Below are 23,852 nucleotides of genomic sequence, written 5' to 3' on the forward strand. Positions count from 1 at the left end.
GGATTGGGTCGTGGCCGTTAAGGCCAGCCTGAACCGGCCTGATAGCGTAACGGCTAGAGCGTGGTTTTCATTTCGCGCAGTGATTCAGGCCAGTCACCAGGCCAGACATAGTGATCTTTCAGAATTCTGGCGCTGTAGTCGAGGCAGATTTTCACCGGCAGGTTGGGATAGATTCTCTCCATCTCCGCGATCAGCTCCTCGCTGTTGTTAACCCGATGCAGCGCATTAATAAAATCGTTGATATAGCGGCGGGTAAAGCCAATTGCTGACGGACTCAACGTTGGCGTGGTGCAGGAGTGACCGGGGATCACCACTTTCGGTGCCAGCGCTTCCAGCGTATCCAGGCTCTGCATCCACTTCGCCATCCGTTCCGGCGTGCGCATGTCGGCAATCCAGACGTGGGCATCGGCAAACACCACATCGGAGGCGATCAGCGTGCGGGTCGAAGGGATCCAGAGCGGTGTCACCCGGATACAATCGCCGCTGAGCAGTCCGAGGATGTTAATCGGCTGGCCTTCCAGATAGAGCGTCTCCTCCTCAATCTCGGTAATCGGATAGGTGGTGCGAGCCCCATTCGCTTTCAGAACCTGCCTGCCCCAGTAATCAATTTTGAAGTCAAAAGCGTCGTTAACGTCTTCCGCCACCTGCTTGTAAGAGAGGATTTCAGCGTGTGGGAAAACAGACTTAATGACTTCAAGACCAAGAAAGTGATCGGGATGCAGGTGGGTAATGAATATCCGTTTTAGCTCAAGACCGGTTTCAATAATCTCTGCCACCAGTCGATGCGCATTTGCCAGGGTAAACTGCGCATCCACCAGCATCACCTCTTTTTCGCCCATGATAAGAGTGGAGCTGACCCCGAATCCATCATGGGCATCACTGCTGATAAAAACCTTTGTCGATAATTCCATTTTTCGTCCTCGCAAAACAGATCAGAAGCTACAAGACAGAAACTGCTATTAAGAAGAGGTCGTCATGACCTCTTCTGTGCAGGTTTAATTTTTCAGGTTGTCCGGAAAATTCGCTGGCAACTGGTCAGGTGGGCAGTCGATCACGCTTTCGTTATTTTCACCCACATCGCGGATTACGGTCAGCGTTGCGAACTCATCAATCACTTCGGTTGGATAAGCCGGACCCGCTTCCCGGAATTTTGCCATCTCTTCCAGATGATCATTCTGGAAGCAGACGGTTTTTTCCGGGTTGTTCATGACCCAGCGTGGGAAGAAGATGGTGCCATGGAAAATTTTATCAGCCAGATTAACGGCCAGGCTGACATCGGTGCCGGTTGGTTCAGTCCAGGAAACTTTATAGACATCCTGCGCCAGACGAACAACATAGACATGCTGATTTTTAACCCAGCGATTACCGACCATACCGCTGTGAATGCGATAGTCGATGGTGCTGGCATTTTTGATGTAGAGCTCGTAATTCCAGCCGTTGTCATAGGTGTAAACCAGATGTTTGCCGACGATGCCTGACAGGTCATGTTTATCAAAAGTGCTCATGATTAATTCCTCATTTGTTTTCCTTGAGGAGATTATTGCGCGTTACAAAAACGATTAATAACGCTATTTTTAACGCTAATTCATTCAAATTTTCGATGAGTATCCATGCATAAAACGACACTCGAACAGTGGTTCCTGCTCGACTCGGTAGTAAAGGAAGGCAGTTTTGCGCTGGCGGCAGAAAAAAATAACCGTAGCCAGTCCTCAGTCAGCTATCAGATTGGCCTGTTGCAGCAGCGACTGGACATCGCGCTACTGCAACAAGAAGGACGACGCGCGGTACTGACGGCGGAGGGCGAGCAGTTGCTGGCGCAGGCGCGTCCGCTGCTGACCGGTTTTAGCAGCCTGGAAGCGCAGGCTGCCGCCTTGCAGCGCGGTGAACCCTCGCGTGTCGACCTGATGGTCGATGCCATTGCGCCCAAGCCACTGCTGTTTACGGTGCTGCATCAGTTTCAGCAGCGTTATCCGCACGTCCGCGTCTGGTTCAGCGAAATCGTCCGCAGCGAAACGCCCGCCAGACTGGCGGAGCAGCAGGCCGATCTCTGGCTGGTAGCGCGCAGTGATGACGAACCGTTAGCCGGGGAAAGTCTGATGAGCGTTGACTTTATTGCGGTCGCTCATCGCGATCATCCTCTGCACAGCGAGCCGGCACCGCTCAGTGCCGCCGCTCTGGCGCGCTGGCCCTGCATCACCATCCTCGATCGCCAGCAACAGCAGCAGTCAGAGGTCAGCGGTGAGCAGGCCGAGAACTGGTCGTTCACCACCCTGTCGGCAGCCATTGAGGCGGTGCAGCATCAGCTGGGCTATGGCTGGTTGCCGGAGAAGAACATTGCCGCGCTACTGGCCAGCGGCGAGCTGCGCCCGCTCCCGCTGCTGCAGGGCCGTAGACGCTCAACCTCGCTGATGCTGCGCATTAATGAAGAGAGATTGCCAGGCAATGCGGCGATCGCCGTACTGGCGCAGATGTTTATCGACCAGGTGGCGGTTGATCGGCAGAGTTGATGGGTTGTGGATGGTTTGCGCGAGAGGATGAGTAAGGGTTGAGGTGGTTTTTCCCGGTTGGTGTGGGGAACACGATTAGGGCCGGACCGGATTCTGGCTCAGGCACGGTTTATCCCCGCTCGCGCGGGGAACACTCTAAAATTATCCGTTTGATTACTAACTACTTTTCAGCCACCACTGATTCTACCGAATTTTACACCCAGACTTAACCCAAATGCACACTTAATCGCCAGCACAAAATTCAGGCAAAAAAAAGCTCCCGTAAAGGGAGCTTTTCTATTGGGCAATGAGGCTTATTTCTTTTTCGCTTTCGCGTTAGGCAGATCGGTGATGCTGCCTTCAAAGATTTCTGCCGCCAGACCCACAGACTCGTGCAGCGTCGGGTGAGCATGGATGGTCAGCGCAATATCTTCCGCATCACAACCCATCTCGATCGCCAGACCGATTTCACCCAGCAGCTCGCCGCCGTTGGTGCCGACAATCGCGCCACCGATCACCCGGTGCGTCTCTTTGTCGAAAATCAGTTTGGTGATGCCGTCTGCACAGTCAGAAGCGATAGCACGACCTGAGGCTGCCCACGGGAAGGTGGCGGTCTCGTAGCTGATGCCTTTCTCTTTCGCTTCTTTCTCGGTCAGACCAACCCAGGCAACTTCTGGCTCGGTATAGGCGATGGATGGGATCACTTTCGGATCGAAGTAGTGCTTCAGACCGGAGATCACTTCCGCCGCGACGTGGCCTTCATGCACGCCTTTGTGCGCCAGCATTGGCTGACCGACGATGTCGCCGATAGCGTAGATGTGCGGCACATTGGTACGCATCTGCTTGTCGACGCGAATGAAGCCGCGATCGTCCACTTCCACGCCCGCTTTGCCGGCATCCAGACCTTTGCCATTCGGTACACGACCGATAGCCACCAGCACCGCATCGTAACGCTGTGCTTCGCCTGGTGCTTTTTTGCCTTCCATGGAAACGTAAATGCCATCGTCTTTTGCTTCAACGGCGGTCACTTTGGTTTCCAGCATCAGGTTAAATTTCTTGCTGATTTTTTTGGTGAAGACTTTCACCACATCTTTATCCGCAGCCGGGATAACCTGATCGAACATCTCGACCACATCGATCTCTGAACCCAGCGCATGGTAGACCGTCGCCATTTCCAGACCGATGATACCGCCACCCATAACCAGCAGGCGCTTCGGTACTTCTTTCAGCTCCAGCGCATCGGTTGAGTCCCAGACGCGTGGATCTTCATGTGGAATGAACGGCAGTTCGATTGGGCGTGAACCCGCAGCGATGATGGCGTTATCGAAGTTGATGGTGGTCGCGCCGCCTTCTCCTTCAACCACCAGCGTGTTAGCACCGGTGAATTTGCCCAGGCCGTTAACCACTTTCACTTTACGACCTTTTGCCATACCTGACAGGCCGCCAGTTAACTGGTTAATTACCTTTTCTTTCCAGCTGCGAATTTTGTTGATATCAGTCGATGGCTGACCAAACACAATGCCGTGCTCTTCAAGGGCTTTCGCCTCTTCAATCACTTTAGCAACGTGCAGCAGCGCTTTAGATGGGATACAACCGACGTTCAGACAAACACCGCCAAGGGTGCTGTAACGCTCTACCAGTACGGTTTCCAGACCTAAATCCGCGCAACGGAAGGCTGCAGAGTAACCTGCAGGACCCGCCCCAAGTACTACGACCTGGGTTTTAATCTCTGTACTCATCATGACCTCTTATTTGATATCCGGCGGGTCAGACGTTCTTATGATGCCCTTGTTCCACCGGGACTTTCACCGCAAGAGTTTACAGAATTGTTAACAAACTGCCAACCGCGGTGCGACGAATCGTTACAGGAAGGCCGGCTTTCGCCGGCCTTCTTCACATTTACATAACTAAACGACGAATGTCGGACAGCATATTGCCGATGAGAGTGATGAAACGCGCACCATCAGCACCGTCGATAACACGGTGATCGAAGGAAAGAGAAATTGGCATCATCAGACGCGGCGCAAACTCTTTACCATTCCAGACTGGCTCCATCGCCGACTTCGAGACGCCAAGGATAGCCACTTCCGGCGCGTTGACGATCGGCGCGAAGTGCGTGGTACCCAAACCGCCAAGGCTGGAGATAGTGAAGCATCCGCCCTGCATGTCGCCTGCCGTCAGCTTACCGTCACGCGCTTTCTTCGAAATCGCCATCAGTTCACGCGACAGCTCGGTAATGCCCTTTTTGTTCACGTCTTTGAAGACCGGAACCACCAGGCCATTTGGCGTATCAACCGCCACACCGATGTTGATATATTTTTTCAGCGTCAGCTTCTGCGCATCTTCTGACAGCGAGCTGTTGAAGCGTGGCATCTGCTCAAGTGCCGCAGCGACCGCTTTCATGATGAACACCACCGGGGTGTACTTCACGTCCATCTTACGCTTCTCGGCTTCCGCATTCTGCTGCTTACGGAACGCTTCCAGATCGGTGATATCGGTTTTGTCGAAATGCGTAACGTGCGGGATCATCACCCAGTTACGGCTCAGGTTCGCGCCAGAAATTTTCTGGATGCGTCCCAGTTCGACTTCTTCGATTTCGCCAAACTTACTGAAGTCCACTTTCGGCCATGGCAGCATGCCAGGCAGACCGCCGCCGCTGGCAGCAGCCGGTGCTGCTTCAGCGCGTTTCACGGCCTCTTTAACGTAGCTCTGCACGTCTTCTTTCAGGATGCGACCTTTGCGGCCGGTGCCTTTGACTTTCGCCAGGTTAACACCGAACTCACGCGCCAGACGACGGATCACCGGGGTCGCGTGAACATAGGCATCGTTCTCTGCGAACTCGCCTTTGCTCTCCGCTTTGGCGGCGGCTGGTGCCGCGGCTTTAGCTTCGGCCTTCTCTGCCGGTGCCGGGGCATCCTGTTTCGCTGCTGCAGGAGCGGCGGCTGGCGCAGCACCTTCAACTTCAAACACCATGATCAGCGAGCCGGTGCTGACTTTGTCGCCAGTCGCCACTTTCAGCTCTTTCACGGTGCCCGCGAACGGGGCCGGGACTTCCATCGAGGCTTTGTCGCCTTCCACCACAATCAGTGACTGCTCAGCTTCAACTTTGTCGCCGACTTTCACCAGCACTTCAGTGACTTCAACTTCGTCACCGCCGATGTCCGGAACGTTAACCTCTTTTGCGCCCGCAGCCGCAGCCGGAGCCGTTGCCGCTTCTTCTTTAACTTCAGGTTTCACGTCAGCGGCCGGCGCTGCGCCTTCCGCTTCAAACACCATAATGTGTGAACCGGTGCTGACTTTGTCGCCGGTCGCGATTTTGATCTCTTTCACGGTACCCGCGAACGGGGCCGGGACTTCCATCGAGGCTTTGTCGCCTTCCACCACGATCAGGGACTGTTCGGCTTCAACTTTGTCGCCAACCTTCACCAGAATCTCAGTGACTTCGACTTCGTCACCGCCGATATCCGGAACATTGACATCTTTGCTGGCGGTAGCAGCGGCAGCCGCCGGGGCCGCGTCTGCTTTTTTCTCTGCGGCCGGTGCCGGTGCGGCTTCTGCCGCACCTTCCGCGTCAAACATCATGATCAGCGAGCCGGTTTCTACTTTGTCACCGGTGGCGATTTTGATCTCTTTGACCACGCCAGCCTGCGGCGAAGGCACTTCCATTGAGGCTTTGTCGCCTTCCACGGTGATCAGCGACTGTTCGGCTTCCACCTTGTCGCCAACTTTCACCAGAATCTCGGTGACTTCAACTTCGTCAGACCCGATATCCGGTACCTTAATTTCGATAGCCATTACTCTATTACCTCTTAAGCCAGACGCGGGTTAACTTTATCGGCATCGATACTGAATTTGGTGATCGCGTCGGCCACCACTTTCTTCTCGATCTCGCCGCGTTTAGCCAGCTCACCCAGCGCGGCAACCACCACATAAGATGCATCCACTTCGAAGTGATGACGCAGATTCTCACGGCTGTCAGAGCGACCAAAGCCATCGGTACCCAGTACGCGATAATCGCTGGCTGGGACATAGCTACGAACCTGCTCAGCGAACAGCTTCATGTAGTCGGTTGAAGCGACGGCCGGTGCATCGTTCATCACCTGCGCGATGTAAGGCACGCGCGGTTCTTCGGTCGGATGCAGCATGTTCCAGCGCTCACAATCCTGGCCATCACGAGCCAGTTCGGTGAACGAGGTGACGCTGTAGACGTCAGAGCCGATACCGTAGTCATTCGCCAGGATCTGCGCAGCTTCACGTACGTGACGCAGGATAGAGCCTGAACCCAGCAGCTGGACTTTGCCTTTGCTGCCCTCGACCGTTTCCAGCTTGTAGATACCCTTACGGATACCCTCTTCCGCACCCTGCGGCATCGCTGGCATGTGGTAGTTTTCGTTCAGCGTGGTGATGTAGTAGTAGACGTTTTCCTGCGCTTCGCCATACATCCGCACCAGACCGTCATGCATGATCACCGCGACTTCATACGCGTATGAAGGATCGTAGGAGATACAGTTCGGGATGGTCAGCGACTGAATGTGGCTGTGACCATCTTCATGCTGCAAACCTTCGCCGTTCAGTGTGGTACGACCGGAGGTGCCGCCGACCAGGAAGCCGCGCGCCTGTTGGTCGCCCGCCAGCCACATCAGATCGCCGATACGCTGGAAGCCGAACATCGAGTAATAGATGTAGAACGGGATCATCGGCAGGTTGTTGGTGCTGTAAGAGGTCGCCGCCGCCAGCCAGGATGAACCTGCGCCCAGCTCGTTGATCCCTTCCTGCAGAATCTGGCCTTTCTCGTCTTCTTTGTAGTAAGCCACCTGCTCGCGGTCCTGCGGGGTGTACTGCTGACCGTTCGGGCTGTAGATACCGATCTGACGGAACAGACCTTCCATACCAAAGGTACGCGCTTCATCGGCGAGGATCGGAACCAGACGATCTTTGATCGACTTGTTCTTCAGCATCACGTTCAGAGCACGCACAAAGGCGATGGTGGTTGAGATCTCTTTGTTCTGCTCTTCCAGCAGCGCACTGAACTCTTCCAGCGCTGGCATCTCCAGCTTTTCGGTGAACTTCGGCTGACGCGTCGGCAGGTAGCCGCCCAACTTCTCACGCTGACCGTGCAGATAGTTGTACTCTTCAGAGCCTTTGTCGAAGGTCACGTATGGCAGAGATTCAATCTTGTCATCCGCTACCGGCACGTTGAAGCGATCACGGATATAGCGCACGCCATCCATGTTCATCTTCTTCACCTGGTGAGCAATGTTTTTGCCTTCCGCGGTGTCGCCCATACCATAACCTTTGATGGTATGCGCCAGGATCAGCACCGGTTTGCCTTTGGTGTCCTGCGCTTTTTTCAGTGCCGCGTAGATTTTCTTCGGATCGTGGCCGCCACGGTTCAGTGCCCAGATTTCATCATCGGACATATCTTTAACCAGCGCGGCGGTTTCCGGATATTTACCAAAGAAGTGCTCGCGCACATAGGCACCATCACGGGATTTAAAGGTCTGGTAATCGCCGTCAACGGTTTCGTTCATCAGCTGAATCAGCTTGCCGCTGGTATCTTTACGCAGCAGCTCATCCCAGCGACCGCCCCAGATGACTTTGATCACTTCCCAGCCAGCACCGGCAAAGATGCCTTCCAGCTCGTTGATGATCTTACCGTTACCGGTGACCGGGCCATCCAGACGCTGCAGGTTGCAGTTGATGATGAAGACCAGGTTATCCAGTTTTTCACGGGTGGCGATGGTGATTGCGCCTTTTGATTCCGGCTCATCCATCTCGCCATCACCCAGGAAGGCATAGACGGTCTGTGCAGAGGTATCTTTCAGGCCACGGTGTTCCAGATATTTCAGGAACTTCGCCTGATAGATAGCCGACAGCGGACCCAGACCCATAGAAACGGTCGGGAACTGCCAGAATTCCGGCATCAGTTTCGGGTGCGGATAAGATGAGAGGCCTTTACCGGCCACTTCCTGACGGAAGTTGTTCATCTGCTCTTCGGTCAGACGACCTTCAAGGAACGCACGGGCGTAGATGCCTGGGGAAATGTGGCCCTGGAAGTAAACCAGGTCGCCGCCATCCTTCTCACTGCGCGCGCGGAAGAAGTGGTTAAAGCACACTTCATAAATGGTGGCAGAAGACTGGAAGGAGGACATATGGCCACCCAGTTCCAGATCTTTCTTCGATGCGCGCAGCACCGACATGATGGCGTTCCAGCGGATCGCGGAACGGATACGACGTTCAAGAGAGGTGTTGCCCGGATAGTCCGGTTCATCTTCAACGGCAATAGAGTTGATATAGTTGCTGATTGCAGAAGATCCTGCAGCAACGTTCACGCCGCCTTTGCGGGCTGCACCCAGTACCTGATCAATCAGATACTGCGCACGTTCAACACCTTCTTCACGGATGACCGATTCGATCGCCTGTAGCCAGTCACGAGTTTCAATCGGATCCACGTCATTGTGTAAACGTTCTGACATGGGTGTGTTCCTTATCTGTGTCTAATACGTTGAATAATCGGGAGCCTGTTACAGCACATGCAGGCAGGCTCGTCGCACATGTCCGTACGATCTTTGTCGCACGTTATTCCTTACGTTGCTGTAAACGACGCAGGGAGCGTTCTCGACGGCTCTGCTCCCGACTTCTGTCCAGCAAGATTTCCTCAATGAACGCCAGGTGACGGTGTGAAGCCTCGCGCGCTTTTTCCGGCTCACGAGCCACAATCGCCTCAAAGATTCTGGCGCGGTGACCGCTCACTTTCGCCAGCATTTCCCGGCGCGAGTAGAGCAATTCGAAATTCTGACGGACGTTTTGTTCCAGCATAGGGCCCATAGAGCGTAGCAAATGCAAAAGCACGACATTATGGGCTGCTTCTGTGACAGCGATCTGATACTGCATCACTGCGTCCGCTTCGGCGTCTAAGTCGCCGCTGTCCTGTGCCTGCTGGATCTGCAGATGGCAATCACGAATCCGCAGCAGATCCTCTTCGGTGCCGCGCAGTGCCGCATAATAAGCGGCGATGCCTTCTAAGGCGTGGCGCGTTTCCAGCAGATCAAATTGTGATTCCGGATGGTCGGCGAGAAGCTCTACGAGTGGATCGCTCATGCTTTGCCAGAGATGCTCCTGTACGAACGTTCCGCCACCCTGACGGCGTAGCAGTAATCCTTTGGCTTCTAAGCGCTGGATTGCTTCGCGGAGGGACGGACGTGAGACATCGAATTGTTTGGCGAGTTCGCGCTCGGGGAGCAGCTTCTCTCCCGGACGCAGCGTCCCTTCCATGATCAGGGATTCGAGCTGTTGCTCGATGGCGTCGGAGAGCTTGGGTTGGCGAATCTTACTGTAAGCCATCTTCCCTTCTTATTAGCCAATCGTCCGGAGTAAATTGGTAATACCAATTGTCAAAAGGTGCCGGTAAAGTAACAAAGTATTCACCTTGTGTCTATATGGTCCCGGTCACATTCCGCAACGGTGAAAGCCAGTGGTGACGCTAACTTGCGGTTAAAAAAATGAAAAATTACCCTGGAAGTAAATGTTAAATAACTTCACTTTTACCAAACCTTACACCCGTTTAGCCGCTAACCGCAGCGGCTACCATAAGCGAAACCTATTCGTCATCGGCATCATTTCATGGCAGAAATTTGCCTGTCACAGACGTGAGCTGGCGCTGTTTTTTCAGTCAATGCCCAGCACGAAAAGCGAAAGCAGGTGCAAAGCGATTCGCTTATCACTATTCTTGTCGCCAGGGTAGCGCCTGGCAGCAGACAGCACGCCGGATACCGTAAAATAATCAATACGTTAATGTAACCACTTCCTTACAGCGGACTGCGCTGCGAACGAAGAATAAAAACATCACGAGGTTTGTATGGAACAACAGCAAGGCGAAGCGCTGAAACGCGGTCTGAAGAACCGCCATATTCAGCTCATCGCGCTGGGTGGTGCGGTGGGGACCGGCCTGTTTCTCGGCAGTGCGTCGGTCATTGAATCCGCCGGACCGGCAGTCATTCTGGGGTATGCCATTGCCGGTTTTATTGCCTTTTTAATCATGCGTCAGTTGGGCGAAATGGTCGTAGAGGAGCCGGTTGCCGGCAGCTTCAGCCACTTCGCCTATAAATACTGGGGCAACTTTGCTGGCTTCGCATCGGGCTGGAACTACTGGGTGCTCTATGTGCTGGTAGCGATGGCAGAGCTGACCGCTGTCGGTAAATATATCCAGTTCTGGTGGCCTGACTTCCCGACCTGGGCCTCGGCCGCCATCTTCTTTGTGATGATCAACGCCATTAACCTGACCAACGTGAAAGTGTTTGGTGAGATGGAGTTCTGGTTCGCCATTATTAAAGTGGTCGCGGTGATTGGCATGATCCTGTTCGGCGGCTGGCTGCTGTTCAGCGGTCACGGCGGCCCGCAGGCCACCGTACGCAACCTGTGGGAACAGGGCGGATTCTTCCCGCATGGCCTCGGCGGGCTGGTGATGGTGATGGCGATCATCATGTTCTCGTTTGGTGGTCTGGAGCTGGTGGGGATCACCGCGGCAGAAGCGGATAATCCGGAAACCAGCATTCCTAAAGCGACCAATCAGGTGCTGTGGCGCATCCTGATTTTCTATATCGGTTCGCTGGCGGTGCTGCTGTCACTGATGCCGTGGACCCGCGTTACCGCAGACGTCAGCCCGTTCGTCTTCATCTTCCACGAACTGGGTGATGCGATGGTGGCTAATGCGCTGAACGTGGTGATCCTGACGGCGGCGCTGTCGGTCTATAACAGCTGCGTGTACTGCAACAGCCGTATGCTGTTTGGTCTGGCGCAGCAGGGCAACGCGCCGAAAGCGCTGCTGAAAGTGGACCGCCGCGGCGTGCCGGTGCTGACCATTCTGGTGTCAGCCGTCGCCACTGCGCTCTGCGTGTTAATCAACTACCTGATGCCGGGCGAGGCTTTTGGCCTGCTGATGTCACTGGTGGTTTCGGCGCTGGTGATCAACTGGGCGATGATCAGCCTGGCGCACCTCAAGTTCCGTCGTAAGAAAGATCAGCAAGGGGTGACTACCCGCTTCAAAGCGCTGCTCTATCCGGTAGGTAACTGGATTTGCCTGATCTTCCTGGCGGCGATTCTGGTGCTGATGGCAACCACGCCGGGCATGGCGATCTCCGTCTGGCTGATTCCGGTCTGGCTGGTGATTCTGGGGATTGGTTACTTCATTAAGAATCAGGCCCAGAAAGCCTGATAAGCCCTGACCTGCTGCAGCGCCGTGGCGTGCTGCAGCAGGCATTCCGCCTCATCCGCCGCCTGGCGCTAAAGCCCGATCCAGTTCACACTTCTCCCCGCGCACCTGTTTTGTCCATCTTCATGGCGATTTACTCCCAGTCATCTCTCTGATTTAGCGACAATAATTCCTGTTCACACCGGATGCGCAGGAGAGAACCATGAAAGGTGCAGCCCTCTCGTTTCGAGAAAAACTGGGTTATGGCATGGGCGATGCCGGATGCAACATGATTGGCGGTGCCATCATGCTGTTCCTCAACTACTTCTATACCGATGTTTTTGGTTTAGCCCCGGCGCTGGTCGGCACACTGCTGCTGTCGGTGCGGGTGCTGGACGCGGTGACCGATCCGATTATGGGCGCGGTTGCCGATCGCACCCAGAGCCGCTGGGGCCGCTTCCGCCCGTGGCTGCTGTGGGTCTCGGTTCCCTATGTGCTGTTCAGCGTGCTGATGTTTACCACGCCGGACTGGACCTACCATAACAAGGTCATCTGGGCGTTCGTCACCTACTTCCTGATGTCGCTGACCTACACCGCCATCAACATTCCTTACTGCTCGCTGGGCGGCGTGATTACCAACGATCCCGGCGAACGCGTCTCCTGTCAGTCTTACCGCTTCGTGATGGTCGGCATCGCTACGCTGATCCTGTCGATGTCGCTGCTGCCGATGGCGGAATGGTTTGGCGGCGAAGACAAGGCGCGCGGCTATCAGATGGCGATGACCGTGCTGGCGACTATCGGTCTGGCGATGTTCCTGTTCTGCTTTGCCACGGTGCGTGAGCGTATTCACCCCGCCGTTCCCAGCAATGACGACCTGAAGAAAGATCTGCGCGACGTCTGGAAAAACGATCAGTGGGTGCGCATTCTGCTGCTGACCTTCTGCAACGTCTGTCCCGGCTTTATCCGTATGGCCGCCACCATGTATTACGTCACCTGGGTGATGGGGCAATCGACCCATTTCGCCACGCTGTTTATCAGCCTCGGCGTGATTGGCATGATGTTCGGCAGTACGCTGGCAAAAGTGCTGACCGATCGCTGGTGTAAGCTCAAGGTCTTCTTCTGGACCAACATTGCGCTGGCGCTGTTCTCCAGTGCGTTTTACTGGATCGATCCGCACGCCACGCTGATGGTGGTGATCGCTTACTTTGTGCTGAATATCCTGCATCAGATCCCGTCGCCGCTGCATTGGTCGCTGATGGCCGATGTTGATGACTATGGCGAATGGAAAACCGGCAAGCGCATCACCGGTATCAGCTTCTCCGGTAACCTGTTCTTTCTCAAAGTGGGACTGGCGGTCGCCGGGGCGATGGTCGGCTTCCTGCTGTCGATCTACGGCTACAATGCCGGGGCTAAACAGCAGTCGCCGGAGGCCATTAACGGCATCATGCTGCTGTTTACCGTGATCCCGGGCATTGGCTATCTGATTACGGCAGGTGTGGTACGGCTGATGAAGGTCGACCGTAAAATGATGCTCACTATTCAGCAGGATCTCGCGCTGCGTCGCGAAAATTTCCGTGATTTACAGACTGTTCGCACACGCGACGGCGTTGTCCCGCAAACCGGAGAAGTAAAATGACCGCTATCCTGCCTAACCCTTTTATCGAGCAGCGCGCCGACCCGTTTATTCTGCGTCATGATCAACACTACTACTTTATCGCCTCAGTGCCGGAATATGACCGGCTGGAGATCCGTCGTGCCGATACGCTGGCCGGTCTGCGCACTGCCGAACCGGTAGTGGTATGGCGCAAGCCGGACAGCGGTCCCTGCAGCGAGCTGATCTGGGCGCCGGAACTGCACTTTATCGACGGCCAGTGGGTGATCTATTTCGCGGCTGCGCCGACACGCGACATCAAAGATGGCCTGTTTCAGCACCGGATGTATGCGCTGGTGTGTGATGCGGCCGATCCGCTGCAGGGTGAATGGCAGCCGTGTCGTCGGGTATTCAGCCAGTTCGACAGTTTCTCGCTGGATGCCACCCACTTCGTGCATCAGGGCAAGAACTGGTATCTGTGGGCGCAGAAAGATCCGTCGATTCCCGGCAACTCCAACCTCTATCTGGCCGAGCTGCTCAACCCCTGGACGCTGAAAGGGACGCCGGTGATGCTGAGCCGGCCTGAATATGAGTGGGAATGTGCCGGGTTTAGCGTTAACGAAGGCGCGGCGGTGATCCGCCACGGTGACCGGCTGTTTGTCACCTACTCGGCCAGCGCCACCGATGAGAATTACTGTCTGGGCCTGTTGTCGATTGCGATGGATGCCGATCCGCTCGACGTCACGGCATGGCAGAAATCTGCCCGGCCGGTGTTTGTGTCGAGCTGGGATAATCATCAGTATGGGCCGGGCCACAACAGTTTTACCCAGGATGAGGCGGGACGCGACGTGCTGGTTTACCACGCGCGCAACTACACCGAAATTGAGGGCGACCCGTTATGGGACCCGAACCGCCATACCCGGCTGAAGTATTTTGACTGGCGGGCAGATGGCACACCCGATTTTGGCGTGCCGCCCGCCGATCACACCAGCGTGCCGTAGATCGTCAGCAACGCCACGGCCACGACCAGCACCAGTGAAGTTCGTTTTGCTAACGCCACGGCAACCCGTGGCGTTTCGACTTTATCGGTGTGTGGATCGCGCGACAGCGAGAACTGCGCCAGGCTGGTCAGCACCTGATACTGCGAACGATGACGGTCGGTGAGCGAGGCAAACCACGCCGGCAACGCTTTCTCGCCGTGCCCCAGCAAGGCGTAGGCCACACCGGCCAGTCGCACCGGGATCCAGTCGAGCACATGCAGTATGCCATCGACGCCAGACTGCGCACGCGCCATCGGCGTGCCCTGTTTTGCCAGCCAGCCCTGCCAGGCACGCAGGAAGGCGTATCCCACCAGCAGCACCGGACCCCAGGCCCCGCCGACCACCAGCCAGAACATCGGCGCGAGGTAGAAGCGGAAGTTAATCCAGATCAGCGCATTCTGCAGTTCGCGCAGAAATTCGCGCTCGCTGCACTCTACCGGCACACCGTGTATCAGAGTCAGCTCGGCCGCCATCGCCTGATGCGCAGCCGCATCATCATGGCTGGCCGCTTTCAGGTAGGTGTGATAATGCTGTCGCACCGACCCCGCGCCGATACACAGCAGCCCGACGACGATCCAGAACAGCAGTTGCAGTACGCCAAACAGCAGGCCTTTCAGGCTCCAGACCACCAGCGCCGTCACGGCCATCACTAGTAGCGTCATCAGCAGGGTACGCACCATTGAGACATGCTGGCGGCGACGAAAAAACGGCTCCAGCCGGTGTTCCAGCTGCCAGTGCTCGCCCAGCTTAAACAGGCGTTCCCAGCCTAAAACCAACAACAAGGTAAACAACGTCATACTGACTCCGCAAAAATCAGGATTTTTGCTGCGTTAACAGCTGCTTATAGTAGCCCCAGTCAAAAGCAGGTCCGGGATCGGTTTTGCGCGCCGGTGCGATATCACTGTGTCCGGTAATGCGCGCAGGCGTCAGCGGGTAGTGCTGCAACAGCAGTTGCGTGACCCGTTGCAGCGACTGGTATTGCGCTTCGGTATAGGGATCGCTATCCGTACCTTCCAGTTCAATACCGATGGAGAAGTCGTTGCAGTTCTCACGGCCTTCAAACTGCGACACGCCAGCATGCCAGGCACGTTTATCAAAGGAAACGTACTGTACGATCTCGCCATCACGACGAATCAGGCAGTGCGCCGCCACGCGCAGTGCGGCAATGTCTGCGAAATAAGGATGCGCATCCGGCGGCAACGTGCCGGTGAACAATTTATCGATCCACGGGCCACCAAATTCGCCTGGCGGTAAGCTGATATTGTGGATCACCAGCAGCGAAGGCGCCTCATCGTCGGGTCGCTCATTACAATGCGGCGAGGGGACCTGACGTACCCCGGTCAGCCAGCCATGTTCAATTTTCATGCTGCATTTCCTTATTCAATCAGGCTGAGAATAGCATGAATAGTAAGGGATTATTGCCTCTAAATGCGTCGCTGAGCCGCCAGACGAGCGGCGCGTGTTAAGGATACTAAACAAAATTACGTCCATCGCTGGTACGCGATTACGGTTCAGGCTATTGTGGACACCTTACTCACCATCCCATTTTGGAGTTCAACGCTTATGTCTTCGCGTGGTTATGATCCAGACAGCCGCCGTCAGGCTTTGATTAGACGCATCGAAGGTGATATTCCCGAGGCGGTTGCGCGTGCGTTACAGGAAGATCTTGGCGGCGAAATTGATGCCGACCGTGATATCACCGCTCAGCTGTTACCGGCTGAAACGCAGGCCCATGCTCAGGTGATTACCCGTGAAGCGGGTGTTTTCTGTGGTAAACGCTGGGTCGAGGAGGTGTTTATTCAGCTCGGCTCACACGCAACCCTGACCTGGCATGTCGCGGATGGTGATCGGATCGAAGCTGACCAGCCGCTGTTCGATATCAAGGGTCCGGCACGATTGCTGTTGACCGCTGAACGTACCGCGCTCAATTTTGTTCAGACCCTCTCGGGCGTTGCCACCGAAGTCAGCCGCTATGTGGCGCTGCTGGCGGGCAGTCAGACGCAACTGCTGGACACGCGAAAAACCCTGCCCGGCCTGCGCACCGCACTGAAATATGCCGTCCTGTGCGGCGGCGGCAGTAACCATCGCCTGGGCCTCTCCGATGCCTATCTGATTAAAGAGAATCACATTATTGCCAGCGGATCGATCCGTCAGGCGGTGGAAAAGGCGCAATGGCTGCAGCCGGATGTGCCGGTAGAGGTAGAAGTGGAATCGCTGGATGAGCTGAGTCAGGCGCTGGAGGCAGCAGCAGATATTGTGATGCTGGATAACTTCAGCCTGGAGCAGATGCGTGCGGCGGTAGCGCTGAATCAGGGGCGCGCGCTGCTGGAAGTCTCGGGCAACGTCACGGAAACCACGCTCCCCCAGATTGCGCAGACCGGCGTCGATTATGTCTCGGTGGGTGCGCTGACCAAACATGTGCGTGCACTCGATTTATCGATGCGTTTTCAGCAGCAGTAAGCTCGCGCGCCGTGCCGCCAGCACGGCGCTTTATGCGATCCCGCTTCCATAACGATTTCGGCTGCACTGCAAGCCATGACTCTCTTCTCGTCTTCTTTTCCATTGTTTCACTCTGCGTCTGTGATTCCTCAAGCCCCTTTTTTAGTCTGTCGGCTTCTTAAACTGGAGAAGACGAAATGGATTATCAACGTGGATTTACCCTGGTCGAACTGATGATTGTGGTGGGCATTGTGGCGATCCTCAGCGCCATTGGCCTGCCTGCTTACCAAAACTATCTGCAGCGCGCAGCGCTCACCGACATGCTGCAAACGATGGTGCCGTATAAAACCGCAGTGGAGCTCTGTGCGCTGGAGCGCGGCGGCCCGACGCCCTGTCAGGCTGGCGAACACGGCATTCCTGCTGCCAGAAGCTCGCGCTATGTTTCCGCCCTAAGCGTCACCAATGGCGTCATCACCCTGACCGGCCAGGAGAGCCTGAATGGGTTAAGCGTCGAGATGCTGCCGGTATGGGACAGCACCGAAGGCGGCATCAGCTGGCAACGTAGCTGCACCAGCAGCAACAGCAGCCTGCGTGACAATTGCCTTGAGCAGTTCCGCTTTGCCGATAAAGGAGCCGCCGATGAAGCCTGATGCGGCGATTGCGGCATTATGCCAGCGCTATCGCGCCCTGGTGCTGCACCATGATGCCGGCCAGCTACGGGTTGCCGTGGCGGAAACGGTGCCGCCGGGGCTGGCTGAGGCTCTGCATTTTGCCAGCCAGTGCCAGATTGAGATTGAGTGCTGGCCCCAGGCGCGTCTCGACCAGTTGCAGCACAGTGAAAAACCGCTGTCAGCACGCGAAGATGCTCCTTCAGAGTCAGCCATTGAGGCAACGCAGCAGATACTGCAGCAGGCGCTGGAGCGTCGCGCATCAGACATTCACATTGAACCCTGGCGGGATGGGCTAAGAGTCAGGCTGCGGATTGATGGTGTCCTGCATCCGCTCTCAGCACTGCCAGCCATCCCGCCCGCCGCATTGCTGGCTCGTCTTAAAATCCTTGGCGGCCTGGATATTGCCGAACGCCGGTTACCGCAGGATGGTCAGTTCAGCCTGGAGATTGCCGGCAAACCGGCCTCGTTTCGCCTTGCCACGCTACCGATTCACGGCGGGGAAAAAGCCGTGGTCCGGCTGTTGCAGAGTGAAAGCGCCGCACTATCGCTGGATAAGCTGGGGCTTCCCGCCGCCCAGTTACGCCTGCTCTGCTCGGCGCTGGCGCAGCCACAAGGGCTGATCCTGGTGACCGGACCGACCGGCAGCGGCAAAACCTTCACGCTCTATAGCGGGCTTAGTGCGCTGAATACGCCCGACAAAAACCTCTGTAGTGTTGAAGATCCGATAGAGATACCGTTACCCGGCATCAATCAGACGCAGATTCACAGTAAAAACGGGCTCGACTTCCATCGCGTGCTGCGTGCGCTGCTGCGTCAGGATCCGGATGTAATTATGGTCGGCGAGATCCGCGATGCAGAAACCGCCGAGATTGCGGTTAAGGCCGCACAGACCGGGCATCTGGTGCTCTCGACCCTGCATACCAACTCAACCGCCGAAACCCTGACGCGCCTTCGACAGATGGGTATTCCCGGTTACCTGCTGGGGTCGGCGCTACGGCTGATCGTGGCGCAGCGCCTGGTACGGCGTCTCTGCCCGCACTGTCGTCAGCCGGCTCAGGCGGTAGCGCACTACCCTGCCGAATTCTGGCCCGGGACCTTACAGACCTGGCGCGCGCCCGGCTGCGATCACTGCTTCTCCGGCTACTTTGGCCGGCTGGCGCTGTTTGAACTGCTGCCGGTGAACGCCAGGCTGCAAAACGCCATTGCGGCAGAGATGCCGCTTGAGAATCTGCTTGCTCTGGCAAAGCAGCAGGGGCTGCGTACCCTGCTTGCCTCCGGGCTGGAGGCGGTGAGCCGGGGCGATACCTCGCTGGAAGAGATGCAGCGGGTTATCGGACTGGAAGATGGCTAATCCGGCGCTGTTTCGCTGGCAGGCCGTCGATAGCCAGGGCGAGCTGCAAAGCGGTCAGCTGCTGGCTATCGACAGTGAAAACCTGTTGCTGATGCTGGCACAGCGCGATCTGCTGCCGGTCAGCTGGAAACGTGACAAGGTCTGGCGCCAGGCGGACTGGAAATGGCAGCACAAAACCGATCTGATTCGCCAGCTGGCTACCCTGCTTAAAGCCGGTTTGCCGCTGGCCGAGAGTCTCGCCCTGCTGGCTGAAGGCCATCCCCATGCTGGCTGGCGTGCACTGATGATGGCGCTACATCATCGGGTCATCAGCGGTCAGCCCTTTTCACAGGCGCTGCGTGAGTGGCCGCAGATCTTTCCGGCCCTTTACCCGGCTTTGATGGAGGTCGGTGAACTGACCGGACAACTGGATGTTTGCTGCAATGAACTGGCCCGGCAGCAGACCCGCCAACATCAGTTATGGCGTCAGGTCGTGAAGGCGCTTCGCTATCCCCTGTTCATTCTGCTGGTGGCGCTGGCCGTCAGCTGCGGCATGCTGCTGTTCGTTCTGCCGGAGTTTGTCGCGGTCTACGCCTCGTTTGACGCGCCCTTACCAGCCTTTACCGCCGCAGTGATACAGCTTTCTGCCGCGTTGCAGCAATGGGGGTTGCTGATAGCCAGCGTACTGTTGCTGACGCTGGTGAGCTGGCAGCAACTGCGGCGGCGCTCAGCAGACTGGCAGCGATGGGAACAGCGACTGTTTTTACGTCTCCCGCTGCTCTCCGGGCTCTGGCGCGGTTCACAGTTAACCCAGATTTACACCATTCTGCATCTGACACAGCATGCCGGATTAACCCTGTTACAGGGGCTTGCCGCCGTCGAGGTGACACTCTCTTCACTGTTATGGCGGGAAGCGATTGCCGGTTTGCAGCAGCATATCGCCGAAGGGAAACCGCTGCATCAGGCGCTGGCACAGCATCCACTATTTACCGCGCTCTGTGGTCAGTTGATTCGCGTCGGTGAAGAGGCGGGTGCATTGGATTTGATGCTGGCACGGCTGGCTGAATGGCATGAGGGGCAAACCCGTGAACGGGCTGACACGCTGGCCGCCTCGCTGGAACCCATGATGATGGTCGTGATTGGCGGCATTGTCGGCACGCTGGTGATCGCGATGTATCTGCCGGTATTCGGATTAGGTGATGCGATGCATTAAGGCGCGCATTTTGCGCGCCTTAATGTGAAGTCAGATAAGTAAGATGTGACACCCGCTGAGGAGCCTCAGATGGAGGTCGATCGATGGATGAGCAACCCTAAACCACGCCTGGTGCGTCGGTATCGGAACTGACGGTCAAAGCCTGACCGCCGGTAACCGATCAACCATCATTAACTCGCCATCATCTGCCATCTGCCATCTGCCATCTGCCATCTGCCATCTGCCATCTGCCATCTGCCATCTGCCATCTGCCATCTGCCATCTGCCACTGACCATCTATCACTGATCATCTGTCACTGACTATTAATCACTGACTCTCGCTGGATCATTAACGATTAAAAACGCGGTTTTCCTGCTCGGCTACCCGAATAAAGGTCGTGCGTTTCGTCAGCTCTTTCAGACGCTCGGCACCTACATAGGTGCAGGCTGAACGCAGGCCGCCCAGAATATCACGCGCGGTTTCAGCCACCGGGCCGCGCAACGGCAACTTCACGGTTTTCCCTTCCGCTGCACGATACTCTGCCACACCACCGACATGACGCTTCATTGCCGACTCTGAACTCATGCCATAAAACAGCATGAAACTTTCGCCATTTTCTTCGACGACTCGCCCTTCGCATTCATCGTGTGCGGCCAGCATTCCGCCCAGCATCACGAAATCAGCGCCGCCACCAAAGGCTTTGGCAATATCGCCCGGCACCGAACAACCGCCGTCGCTGACAATCTGACCGCTCAGGCCGTGCGCCGCATCAGCACACTCAATCACCGCTGAGAGCTGCGGATAACCCACGCCGGTCTTCACCCGTGTGGTACAGACCGATCCGGGTCCTATGCCCACTTTGACAATATCGGCACCTGACAGAATCAGCTCTTCTACCATTTCTCCGGTCACCACATTTCCGGCACAGATCGTTTTGCCAGGAAAGGCTTCGCGGGCACGCTGCAGAAAATCGACAAAATGCTGGGAATAGCCGTTGGCAACGTCAATGCAGATAAACTGCAGTTTCTCTGACAGCGCCATAATGGCGTTCAGCTTAGTGAAATCAGCTTCAGAGGTACCGGTAGAGACCATTACCGAGTTCAAAACCGTCTCGGGCACGCGCTGAATGAAGGCACGCCAGTCATCTACGCTGTAATGCTTATGTACCGCCGTCAGAATATTAAAGCTGGCCAGCGCTTCCGCCATCAGAAAGGTGCCGACGGTATCCATGTTAGCGGCAATCACCGGCACGCCGCTCCAGCTCAGGCCGGAGTGCTTAAAGGTAAAACTGCGCTCCAGCTCAACCTGTGAGCGGCTTTTCAACGTAGAACGTTTTGGCCGGATTAAGACGTCTTTAAAGCCCAGTTTCAAATCTTCTTCAATACGCATCTGTTATGTCCTGGTGAGTGGCAACGAACCGCGGTCCGCGAAGCCAGCACGGCTCCAGTGACCTTATGATACGCGCGTATCGTCCGGCGACAAGACTGCGAATTTCACTTTATTTACGCTACAATCCGTTAAATTTAGCTGAGCGTTATCGTTGTGATCTGGCGCGCATTTTTGCCTTTGTGAACCAGACCTTTAACATGAACCTGTGTCCAAAAGAGAAGTCAGATGGGAAATAGGCCCTATACCATAGCGCTGACAGGGGGAATCGGTAGCGGTAAAAGCTCGATTGCCCGGCAGTTTGCTGCGTTCGGGGTCAACATTATCGATGCTGACCTGATTGCACGGGAAGTCGTTGAGCCCGGAACGCCCGCGTTACAGGCGATAGAAGCGCGTTATGGCGCCGCTATCCTGACCGAACAGGGCAGCCTGGATCGTGCGCGGTTACGCGATATTATTTTTCAGACGCCGGAAGAGAAAAACTGGTTAAACGCCCTGCTGCATCCGCTGATTAACGCCCGCACCCAACAGCTGATCGCCGAAGCCACTTCGCCTTATGTGCTGTGGGTAGTGCCATTACTGGTAGAAAATCAGCTACAGCACCAGGCTGATCGGGTACTGGTGATTGATGTCGACGAAGCGACGCAGATCGCCCGCACCCGGCAGCGCGACCAGATTTCACTTGCTCAGGCGCAACGTATTCTTGCGGCACAGGCCACGCGGCAGCAACGCCTCGCCTGTGCCGATGACATTATTGATAACAGTGGCGAGCCTGAAGACGCATTGCCACAGGTTGCCGAACTTCATCAGCGCTATCTCAGGCTGGCGGCAACGAAACAGGATTAACACCATGAGCACACCCGTTCTGTTTGAACATCCCCTGAATGAAAAAATGCGCACCTGGCTACGGGTTGAGTTTCTGATTAATCAGTTAGATGAGACCATCCCGCTGGATAAAACCGTCAACGCCCTGACCTTTTTTCGTCTGATCGGCGAACTGCTCGATATTTTTGAGCGCGGCGATATGCGCACCGAGTTACTGAAAGAGCTGGAGCGCCAGCAGCAGAAGCTCCGCGCCTGGGCGGATGTGCCCGGCGTGGATATGACGCTGGTCGATGCCCTGCGTGACAAGTTAAAAATGCAGGCAACCCAGCTGATGAATGCGCCACGGATGGGGCAGCAACTGCGTGAGGATCGCCTGATTGCGCTGGTGCGCCAGCGTCTGAGTATCCCAGGCGGCTGCTGTAGTTTTGATTTGCCTGGCCTGCACATCTGGCTGCACCTGCCGCAGGAAGCGCGCGATGCTCAGGTCGAGGCCTGGATGCAGACGCTGGTGCCGCTGCATCATGCGCTGGCGATGATCCTCGATCTGATCCGTCAGTCAGGCACATTTCGTACCCAGACCAGCCTGAATGGCTTTTATCAGGACAATGCTGAAGGTGCGGACCTGCTGCGCCTGCAGCTGTCGCTGGAGGATGCGCTCTATCCACAGGTCTCCGGACATAAAAGCCGTTATGCCATTCGTTTTATGCCGCTTGATAGTGAGCGTGGCGAGGTTCCGGCCCGACTCAATTTTCAACTGGCCTGTTGTTAGAGGTGAATATGCAGCAAGAAGTGATGACCGTCGCCTGTCCACAGTGCGGCAAAGATGTGATTTGGGATGAGCTCAGCCCGTGGCGGCCGTTTTGCAGCAAGCGCTGCCAGCTGATCGATTTAGGGGAATGGGCCGCTGAAGAGAAACGTATTCCCAGCAGCGGCGACCTGAATGACAGCGATAACTGGAGTGAAGAGGACCATTAATCGTCAGGTGGAGCCCACGGCTCCGCCCTGTCAGAGCTCGCCGGCGACCAGGCGAGCAATCAGTGGGTGATTGGCCGGCGGAAACTCCTCGGCGACCAACGCCTGCTGATCAACCCAACGTTGCGGCTGCCCCTCTTTGCCCCACGGCTCGCCCTTCCAGCCTTCGACCAGGAAGAAGTGCAGCGTTACCCGTAAATCCTCATAACTGTGGTCAGCCTGTCCAATCGGATGCGCCTCGGTAACCTCGATGCCGGTCTCTTCATGCAACTCGCGAATCAGCCCCTGTTCAGCGCTCTCACCCGCTTCGATCTTGCCGCCGGGAAATTCCCATTTATTGGCCATATAGGAGGTTGCTGCGCGCTGAGCAAGGAAAATCTGTTTATCGGCATTGCGGATAATACCAACCGCGACCTGCAGGTGCTTCATGAAGAATATCCTGGTAATGTTGGATGAATGAAGGATGAGTGTAAAACAGGGTGTGACGGATGTTAATCGCTTTGGCCTGCCGCCCTCATCCGGCTCAACGCTGCGGCAATAAAAAAGGAGCCAGAGGCTAACGCTCGTCAGTTAAGCGACAGGTGATAACGCAGTCTGGTGCCGAGCCGGGGCTGGCGCGGTCCTCGCGCCGCTGCGCGGTGCCTTCACTTCATTTCTCTGCCTCACGGCCCGGCAGCAGCAGAGGTGCGCAGGCCCGCACTCCGGCACGCCTGCACAAAAAAAAGCTGC

21 protein-coding genes are annotated in these 23,852 nt (G+C 56.2%); 11 read left to right on the top strand and 10 right to left on the bottom strand.

Annotated features, from left to right (window positions below):
* Window positions 1-53: 53 nt before the first annotated feature.
* Window positions 54-911: an MBL fold metallo-hydrolase gene (locus LZU96_RS16765; protein ID WP_233985282.1), complete on the bottom strand. Its 858-nt coding sequence runs from the start codon at window positions 909-911 to the stop codon at window positions 54-56.
* Between the two features lie 84 nt (window positions 912-995).
* Window positions 996-1,505 carry a phenolic acid decarboxylase gene (locus tag LZU96_RS16770; protein ID WP_039391324.1) on the bottom strand — a complete coding sequence of 170 codons (510 nt, stop codon included), beginning with the start codon at window positions 1,503-1,505 and terminating at the stop codon, window positions 996-998.
* A gap of 105 nt (window positions 1,506-1,610) precedes the next feature.
* Between LZU96_RS16770 and LZU96_RS16775 the strand changes: the two genes are divergently transcribed.
* Window positions 1,611-2,507, top strand: a complete 897-nt coding sequence (locus LZU96_RS16775) for a LysR family transcriptional regulator (protein ID WP_233985283.1) — start codon at window positions 1,611-1,613, stop codon at window positions 2,505-2,507.
* Between the two features lie 293 nt (window positions 2,508-2,800).
* On the opposite strand, the gene lpdA is transcribed toward LZU96_RS16775, so the two are convergent.
* The 4 genes from lpdA to pdhR form a co-directional block, all read right to left on the bottom strand.
* Window positions 2,801-4,225, bottom strand: coding sequence for a dihydrolipoyl dehydrogenase (lpdA, locus tag LZU96_RS16780; protein WP_031376687.1), 1,425 nt, complete (start codon window positions 4,223-4,225; stop codon window positions 2,801-2,803).
* 160 nt (window positions 4,226-4,385) lie between these two features.
* Window positions 4,386-6,281 carry a pyruvate dehydrogenase complex dihydrolipoyllysine-residue acetyltransferase gene (aceF, locus tag LZU96_RS16785; RefSeq protein WP_233985284.1) on the bottom strand — a complete coding sequence of 632 codons (1,896 nt, stop codon included), beginning with the start codon at window positions 6,279-6,281 and terminating at the stop codon, window positions 4,386-4,388.
* 14 nt (window positions 6,282-6,295) lie between these two features.
* Window positions 6,296-8,962, bottom strand: coding sequence for a pyruvate dehydrogenase (acetyl-transferring), homodimeric type (gene aceE, locus LZU96_RS16790; protein ID WP_233985285.1), 2,667 nt, complete (start codon window positions 8,960-8,962; stop codon window positions 6,296-6,298).
* 103 nt (window positions 8,963-9,065) lie between these two features.
* Window positions 9,066-9,830, bottom strand: a complete 765-nt coding sequence (gene pdhR, locus LZU96_RS16795; RefSeq protein ID WP_233985286.1) for a pyruvate dehydrogenase complex transcriptional repressor PdhR — start codon at window positions 9,828-9,830, stop codon at window positions 9,066-9,068.
* Window positions 9,831-10,344: 514 nt separating this feature from the next.
* Between pdhR and aroP the strand changes: the two genes are divergently transcribed.
* The 3 genes from aroP (at window position 10,345) to LZU96_RS16810 (ending at window position 14,268) form a co-directional block, all read left to right on the top strand.
* Complete coding sequence (gene aroP / locus LZU96_RS16800; protein WP_233985287.1) at window positions 10,345-11,700, top strand: aromatic amino acid transporter AroP; 1,356 nt, start codon at window positions 10,345-10,347, stop codon at window positions 11,698-11,700.
* A gap of 199 nt (window positions 11,701-11,899) precedes the next feature.
* Window positions 11,900-13,312 (top strand): glycoside-pentoside-hexuronide (GPH):cation symporter, encoded by a 1,413-nt coding sequence (locus tag LZU96_RS16805; protein ID WP_233985288.1) that lies wholly within the window; start codon window positions 11,900-11,902, stop codon window positions 13,310-13,312.
* Complete coding sequence (locus LZU96_RS16810; protein WP_233985289.1) at window positions 13,309-14,268, top strand: family 43 glycosylhydrolase; 960 nt, start codon at window positions 13,309-13,311, stop codon at window positions 14,266-14,268. Before LZU96_RS16805 ends, LZU96_RS16810 begins: the two co-directional genes overlap by 4 nt.
* On the opposite strand, the gene ampE is transcribed toward LZU96_RS16810, so the two are convergent.
* Together ampE and ampD are read right to left on the bottom strand one after the other, a co-directional pair.
* On the bottom strand, window positions 14,250-15,104 hold the full coding sequence (ampE, locus tag LZU96_RS16815) for a beta-lactamase regulator AmpE (protein ID WP_233985290.1): 855 nt from the start codon (window positions 15,102-15,104) through the stop codon (window positions 14,250-14,252). The two genes, LZU96_RS16810 and ampE, sit on opposite strands and share 19 nt — an antisense overlap.
* A gap of 16 nt (window positions 15,105-15,120) precedes the next feature.
* The gene (ampD, locus tag LZU96_RS16820; RefSeq protein WP_233985291.1) at window positions 15,121-15,672 is read right to left on the bottom strand and encodes a 1,6-anhydro-N-acetylmuramyl-L-alanine amidase AmpD; all 552 of its coding nucleotides are present in this window, start codon (window positions 15,670-15,672) and stop codon (window positions 15,121-15,123) included.
* A gap of 198 nt (window positions 15,673-15,870) precedes the next feature.
* Between ampD and nadC the strand changes: the two genes are divergently transcribed.
* The 4 genes from nadC (at window position 15,871) to hofC (ending at window position 19,960) form a co-directional block, all read left to right on the top strand.
* Entirely contained in the window at window positions 15,871-16,767 is an 897-nt protein-coding gene (gene nadC, locus LZU96_RS16825) for a carboxylating nicotinate-nucleotide diphosphorylase (RefSeq protein WP_233985292.1), read from the top strand.
* A gap of 176 nt (window positions 16,768-16,943) precedes the next feature.
* On the top strand, window positions 16,944-17,396 hold the full coding sequence (gene ppdD / locus LZU96_RS16830; RefSeq protein ID WP_233985293.1) for a prepilin peptidase-dependent pilin: 453 nt from the start codon (window positions 16,944-16,946) through the stop codon (window positions 17,394-17,396).
* Window positions 17,386-18,768, top strand: a complete 1,383-nt coding sequence (gene gspE / locus LZU96_RS16835) for a type II secretion system protein GspE (RefSeq protein WP_233985294.1) — start codon at window positions 17,386-17,388, stop codon at window positions 18,766-18,768. The genes ppdD and gspE overlap by 11 nt, the downstream gene beginning before the upstream one ends.
* Window positions 18,761-19,960, top strand: a complete 1,200-nt coding sequence (gene hofC / locus LZU96_RS16840) for a protein transport protein HofC (protein WP_233985295.1) — start codon at window positions 18,761-18,763, stop codon at window positions 19,958-19,960. The genes gspE and hofC overlap by 8 nt, the downstream gene beginning before the upstream one ends.
* 328 nt (window positions 19,961-20,288) lie before the next feature.
* On the opposite strand, the gene LZU96_RS16845 is transcribed toward hofC, so the two are convergent.
* Window positions 20,289-21,329: a GMP reductase gene (locus tag LZU96_RS16845; RefSeq protein ID WP_233985296.1), complete on the bottom strand. Its 1,041-nt coding sequence runs from the start codon at window positions 21,327-21,329 to the stop codon at window positions 20,289-20,291.
* 225 nt (window positions 21,330-21,554) lie between these two features.
* Between LZU96_RS16845 and coaE the strand changes: the two genes are divergently transcribed.
* From coaE to yacG, 3 genes are read left to right on the top strand one after another with little or no spacing between them, the layout of a single operon-like run.
* Window positions 21,555-22,172, top strand: a complete 618-nt coding sequence (gene coaE / locus LZU96_RS16850; RefSeq protein ID WP_233985297.1) for a dephospho-CoA kinase — start codon at window positions 21,555-21,557, stop codon at window positions 22,170-22,172.
* Between the two features lie 4 nt (window positions 22,173-22,176).
* Window positions 22,177-22,920 carry a cell division protein ZapD gene (gene zapD / locus LZU96_RS16855; protein ID WP_233985298.1) on the top strand — a complete coding sequence of 248 codons (744 nt, stop codon included), beginning with the start codon at window positions 22,177-22,179 and terminating at the stop codon, window positions 22,918-22,920.
* 8 nt (window positions 22,921-22,928) lie between these two features.
* Entirely contained in the window at window positions 22,929-23,126 is a 198-nt protein-coding gene (gene yacG, locus LZU96_RS16860) for a DNA gyrase inhibitor YacG (protein WP_031376700.1), read from the top strand.
* 30 nt (window positions 23,127-23,156) lie between these two features.
* On the opposite strand, the gene mutT is transcribed toward yacG, so the two are convergent.
* The gene (gene mutT / locus LZU96_RS16865; protein WP_233985299.1) at window positions 23,157-23,552 is read right to left on the bottom strand and encodes an 8-oxo-dGTP diphosphatase MutT; all 396 of its coding nucleotides are present in this window, start codon (window positions 23,550-23,552) and stop codon (window positions 23,157-23,159) included.
* Window positions 23,553-23,852 lie beyond the last annotated feature (300 nt).

Origin of the sequence: Pantoea agglomerans, assembly GCF_021397715.1 — a bacterium.
GTDB lineage: Bacteria > Pseudomonadota > Gammaproteobacteria > Enterobacterales > Enterobacteriaceae > Pantoea > Pantoea astica.